General features: G+C 68.9%; 4 protein-coding genes. 2 read left to right on the top strand and 2 right to left on the bottom strand.

The window, feature by feature from the left end; genetic code table 11:
• Window positions 1-260: 260 nt before the first annotated feature.
• Together VFF46_RS05985 and VFF46_RS05980 are read right to left on the bottom strand one after the other, a co-directional pair.
• Window positions 261-1,565, bottom strand: a complete 1,305-nt coding sequence (locus tag VFF46_RS05985) for a Gfo/Idh/MocA family oxidoreductase (protein WP_325036010.1) — start codon at window positions 1,563-1,565, stop codon at window positions 261-263.
• A gap of 10 nt (window positions 1,566-1,575) precedes the next feature.
• Complete coding sequence (locus VFF46_RS05980; RefSeq protein WP_325036009.1) at window positions 1,576-2,229, bottom strand: SGNH/GDSL hydrolase family protein; 654 nt, start codon at window positions 2,227-2,229, stop codon at window positions 1,576-1,578.
• A 93-nt stretch (window positions 2,230-2,322) separates the two neighbouring features.
• Between VFF46_RS05980 and VFF46_RS05975 the strand changes: the two genes are divergently transcribed.
• Window positions 2,323-3,525, top strand: coding sequence for a hypothetical protein (locus tag VFF46_RS05975; RefSeq protein ID WP_325036008.1), 1,203 nt, complete (start codon window positions 2,323-2,325; stop codon window positions 3,523-3,525).
• An 11-nt stretch (window positions 3,526-3,536) separates the two neighbouring features.
• Window positions 3,537-4,865, top strand: a complete 1,329-nt coding sequence (locus VFF46_RS05970; RefSeq protein WP_325036007.1) for a putative glycoside hydrolase — start codon at window positions 3,537-3,539, stop codon at window positions 4,863-4,865.
• Window positions 4,866-5,000: the final 135 nt, after the last annotated feature.

Raw genomic sequence — 5,000 nt, 5'->3', positions numbered from 1 at the left:
CCGCTCCCGCCACGGGCCCGCTCCCGCCACGGGCCTGCCCCGGCCACCGGCCTGCCCCGGCCACGGGCCTGCCCCGGCCACGGGCCCGCTCCCGCCCCGGGCCTGCCCCGGCCACGGGCCTGCGCCCGCCCCGCCCTGGCCCCGCCCCGGCTCCGGCCGGCTCGGGTCGCGAACCCTGCAGTTCAGGGGGCATCCCCTGAACTGCAGGGTTGCCCCCTGAAAATCTGGCGGGGCAAGTCTCCAGTTGAGGGGGCAACCCCCTACGCGAGCAGGGCGGGGAGGTTGACGGGGCGGTGCGTGGTGAAGGACTGGATCAGGGCGTCGCCCATGGCTACGGCGTACGCCGCTTCCGTGCTCGTCGCCATCAGTCCCAGCTCGACGGATTCCGGGCTCGGGCCGGCGAACAGGTCGTGGCGCATCAGGGGATCCGCGCCGCCGTGGCCACCCTCTTCGGCGACCACCTCCAGGACGCGGGTGGGGCCGAAGAGTTCGGCGACGGTGATCCGGTCCGAGTCAGGGAGTGCGGCACCTTCCACCGTGCGTCCGTGCAGCAGGTCGATCGAGCCGTGCGTACCGGCGACGCTCAACCGGAAGCCCTCCCAGGTGCTGGAGAAGTCGATCGAGTACGTCAGCATCGCCCCGCCGGGGTAGCGCGCGACGGCGCTGTACGTGTCCTCGATGTCGATCTCGGCGTCGTAGATGTACAGCGGCCGCCCGGCCGGATACTGCCCCGGGTAGTGCAGCCCGAACAGCCCCGCCCGTACCTCGGAGTCGTCAGTGGGAAAGACCCCGGATCCTTGCTGGGCAACGAAGTACGGGTCCTCTGAGCCGTCGGCCGGCCGGTGCGGGCTCGACGGGCCGTAGTAGTTCAGCCCGCCGTACCCGAAGATCTCCTCGGGTGCCTCGCCGATCCACCAGTTCAGCAGGTCGAAGTGGTGCGACGACTTGTGCACCTGCAGCCCGCCGGACAGTGCGCGGCGGCGGTTCCAGCGCAGGAAGTAGCTGGCGCCGTGCCGCAGGTCGACGTGGTAGTCCATCACCACGCGCGTGACCCGCCCGATCGTGCCGGCCTGGATCAGCCGCTTCACCTCGCGGTGCGCGGCGGCGTACCGGAGGTTGTGGGTGACCTGCACGCTGCCGGCCGACGCCCGCTCGGCGGCGAGGACCTCACGGGCTGCCGCGGCGGTGGTGACCATCGGCTTCTCGGTGATCACGTCGATGTCGTGCCGTAGCGCTCCGAGGATGTACTGCGCATGCGTGTGGTCCGGTGACGTGACGATGACGGCATCCGGTACGACGGTCTTCAGCAACTCGTCGTAGTCGGCGAAGAACGGGATCGGTGCGCGGCCGAGCGCTTCGAGCGAGCGGTTGAACTCGGCGACCCGATCGGCGTCGGTGTCGACGATCGCCACGACCTCGGCGTACCGCGAGAGATCGTCCTCGTCGACGCCGTACCCGAATCCACCGTCGGCGGTGCGATCGGTGAGGCCGAGGATCGGCAGGACGAAGCTGGCGAGGCCGCGGGCGGACAGACCGCAGACGGCGTACCGGCGGATGGCGGGCATCGGGGCTCCTTCAGTCGAGCAGCCGGCAGCAGGCGCTGTCGGCGGCGTACAGGCCAAGGCTTTCGAACAGGGTCCGTGCGATCACCCGGTGGCCGCGGCCGCTCGGGTGTGTCGGGTCGGCCATCCACTCGGCCGGTGCCCAGCCGTCGCCGGCCGCCGTCCAGTGCGCGAAGTGGTCGACCAGCAGTACGTCGTGGTGCTTGGCGACCGCGCGGATGGCGTCGGCGTACGCCGGGAGGTGGTCGCCGAGGTTGTACCGGCAGGTGCGCAGGACGGCGGTCGGCGTCTGCGCGACGACGAGCGCGCCGGTGACCAGGATCGTGGTGAGCAAGGTGTCGTAGCGTTCGGCGAACCGCGCGACACCGTCGGCGCCGGCCTTCGCATCGTTGGTGCCGACACCGATCACGACCAGGCCGGGCGCGAGGTCGAGCGCCGCGGGGAGCCGGCCGAGGGTGTCCTCGGTGTTCGCGCCGGAGACGGCCCAGCGGACGAACGAGTCGCCGTACCGCGTGAGCTCGTAGCGGACCCGCTCCTCGAGCAGTTGGACGTAGTCGCGCTCGGCGCCGGTCCAGTGCGCGCCCTGGGCGATGCTGTCGCCGATCGTGGACCAGCGGAGCGGTGCTTCCGACTGCAGTGCGGCCTGGATTCCGGAGCTGTTCGGCATGCCGACTACGATAGCAAGATTCTCTGCTATTGCGACAAACGTTTGCAGTCCGTATCGTCCAGCGCACCCCGTCCGCCGCAGAGGAGTCCGCCCATGGACGACGTTCCCGCCATCACCCGCCGCAGTCTGCTCGCCGGTACGGCAGCGACCGCCTTCCTCGCCGCCGGTACGACGCCGCCGGCCCGCGCCGCGACGTCCGCGCTCACCCTTCCGACCCCACCCGCCGACGGGATCGGCCGCGGGCAGGTCTTCGACAACTCGATCCCGGACCGCTCGGTGTACGCCGGGCTCGTGCAGTTCGTCTGGGGAGCCTCCAGCCTGGCGCAACCGGCCGGCGCGGTGCCGTCGGCGTACATGCCGGCGTTCCGCGACTTCGACAAGACGCACACGCTCGCGTGGTACCAGGCGAACCACCCGGACTGGGTGGTGTACCTGGCCGACCGGAGCACGCCGGCCTGGGAGTTCGGCAACACGACGTACGTACCGATCGACTTTCAGAACCCGGACGTCCGTACCTACTACTGGAACGCGTTCATCCAGCCGAAGATCGACGCGGGCTACCCGATCATTGCCCTGGACAACGTTGGTACCTTCAACGGGTTCCTGAGCGTGGGGCACTGGCAGGGGAGTACGTGGATCCAGCAGTACTCCGGCGACCGGGTCGACACGGCCTGGTCGAGCGCCGTCCTCGACTGGTTGTCGTACGTGTCCGGGCGGCTGCACGGCCTCGGGATCGGGCTGGCCGCCAACATCACCTGGAACGGTTCGGTCGTCCTGTCCGACATGCTCGAGGCGGTCGGGCTGGTCGACGTGTACGTCGACGAGCAGGGCTTCACCGTGCACCGGCCGGGCAACTACAACGACGCCGCCTGGCTGAGTAAGTACAACTTCACCCGGCAGATCGCGGCGCAGACGCTGCACTTCGCGATCAACCAGACGACCGAGGCCACGCTCGCGACCGCGACCCAGGCGCAGCTCGACTGGGCGGTCGCCAACTACCTGCTGTACCGCGAGCAGAAGAGCATGATGACGCTCTGCGGGCTGGGGGAGTACCACGTGTGGGTCGACTGCCCGCAGCTGCACACGAACATCGGCGCTCCGTCGGACGCACCGGTGCACGACGCGTCCGGCGCGTACACGCGCGCGTATCAGCGCGGTCTGACGTTGGTGAATCCCTCGTCCACCGCGACCGCGGTGGTCTCGCTCCCTTCCGGGACCTGGACCGATCTGCACGGCGCCACGGTCTCCGGTCAACTGTCGCTCCCGCCCAACTCGGGCAGCGTGCTTGCTCACTGAAAGGACTGTCCATGAGACTCCGCCGAATGTCCTCGGCCGCGGTGATCGTCGCCGTCGGCCTGGGAATGCTTACAACGACTGCACGGGCGGTTGAGCCTGCTGCCGGTCCTGCTGCCGGTCCGGCTGCCGAGCCGGCTGCTGGTGCGGCTGCCGAGCCGGCTGCTGGTGCGGCTTCGGCTGGTGGGGCCTGCGCGCCCGCGGCGTCCGGCGTACCGCTGCCCGTCACGCAGGATCACGGCGTACTGCAGGCGCAGGTGTTCGACCGGCAGGTGCCGGATCCGTCCGTGTACGCGGGCCGGGTCGGGTTCGTGTGGGGTGCGTTGAAGGCGGCGCAGCCCGCGGGGGTGCTGGCCAGCTCGTACGTCACCGCGTTCCGGAACGCGCCGGCCCGGCAGTACACGCCGGAGTGGTTCAAGGCGAACCACCCGGACTGGATCGAGTACACCGCCGACCGGACCACGCCGGCGTGGGAGTTCAACAACCAGGTGTACACGCCGATCGACATCAGCAACCCGGAGGTGCGGCAGTGGTTCACCACGAACCTGATCGATCCCGCGCTCGCCGCCGGGTTCACGACGATTGCCGTTGACAACATCGGCGTACGGAACGATTTCAAGGTCAGCGGGCACTACGACAAGGACGGCAACTGGGTCCAGCAGTTCGGCACCGACCCGAAGGACCCGGCGTGGGTCGCGGACGTGCTCGACTGGCTGCGGTACCTGCGGGACTACGCCCACGCGCACGGTGCGTCGGTGGCGTTCAACCTCACGTTCAACGGTTCGCTGCACGACGAGTTCCAGGACACGTCACCGGAGTACATGGCGGCGCTCGACCAGATGATCGACATCTCCGACATCTGGCTGAACGAACAAGGCTTCACCGTGCACCGGGTCGAGAACGTCGTCGACGGCGAATGGCAACTGATGTTCGACCTGCTCCGCCGCCACCGCTGCAAGCCGTCGATCATCCTGAACAAACTCCCGACCGATTACTGGTACCAGGCGACCCCCGAACAACGCCAATGGGTGGTGGCCAATTACCTCCTCTACCGCGAGTCCCCAGCCATGCTGGAAAGCACCGGCCGCAAGGACTACGCCATGTTCAACGAGATCCCGGAACTGTCCGCGGACCTGGGCAAGGCCGTCACCCCACCGGTCCACCACGGCCCCACCCTCTGGACCCGCCTCTACCAACAAGGCCTGACAGTCGTGAACCCGACCTCCGCCACCCCCGCCCAACAAACCCTCCCGCCAGGCACCTGGACCGACCTCCACGGCATCCCCTACGCCGGCACCATCACAGTCCCCGCCAACACCGGCCTGGTCCTCAACCACGGCTAGCTGTGATGTCCAGGGAGGTTGTTCGTCGGGTGGGCGGTGAGTCGGTCTGACAGGTGAAGGCCTCCGGTTGTGAAGTGGAGCTGTCTAAGGAACCGCTTCACACCCAGGAGGCCTTCGTGTCCCACGTTAACGCGA

It is taken from the genome of Kribbella sp., assembly GCF_035655035.1.
Taxonomy (GTDB): domain Bacteria; phylum Actinomycetota; class Actinomycetes; order Propionibacteriales; family Kribbellaceae; genus Kribbella.
Note: the sequence above shows the minus strand (reverse complement) of the source record. Positions and strands in the feature narration are given on the sequence as shown.

Excerpts from the sequence above, each read along its gene's own strand:
- VFF46_RS05980 (WP_325036009.1), bottom strand. The coding sequence starts at position 2,229 with ATGCCGAACAGCTCCGGAATCCAGGCCGCACTGCAGTCGGAAGCACCG.
- VFF46_RS05985 (WP_325036010.1), bottom strand. The coding sequence starts at position 1,565 with ATGCCCGCCATCCGCCGGTACGCCGTCTGCGGTCTGTCCGCCCGCGGC.
- VFF46_RS05970 (WP_325036007.1), top strand. The coding sequence starts at position 3,537 with ATGAGACTCCGCCGAATGTCCTCGGCCGCGGTGATCGTCGCCGTCGGC.
- VFF46_RS05975 (WP_325036008.1), top strand. The coding sequence starts at position 2,323 with ATGGACGACGTTCCCGCCATCACCCGCCGCAGTCTGCTCGCCGGTACG.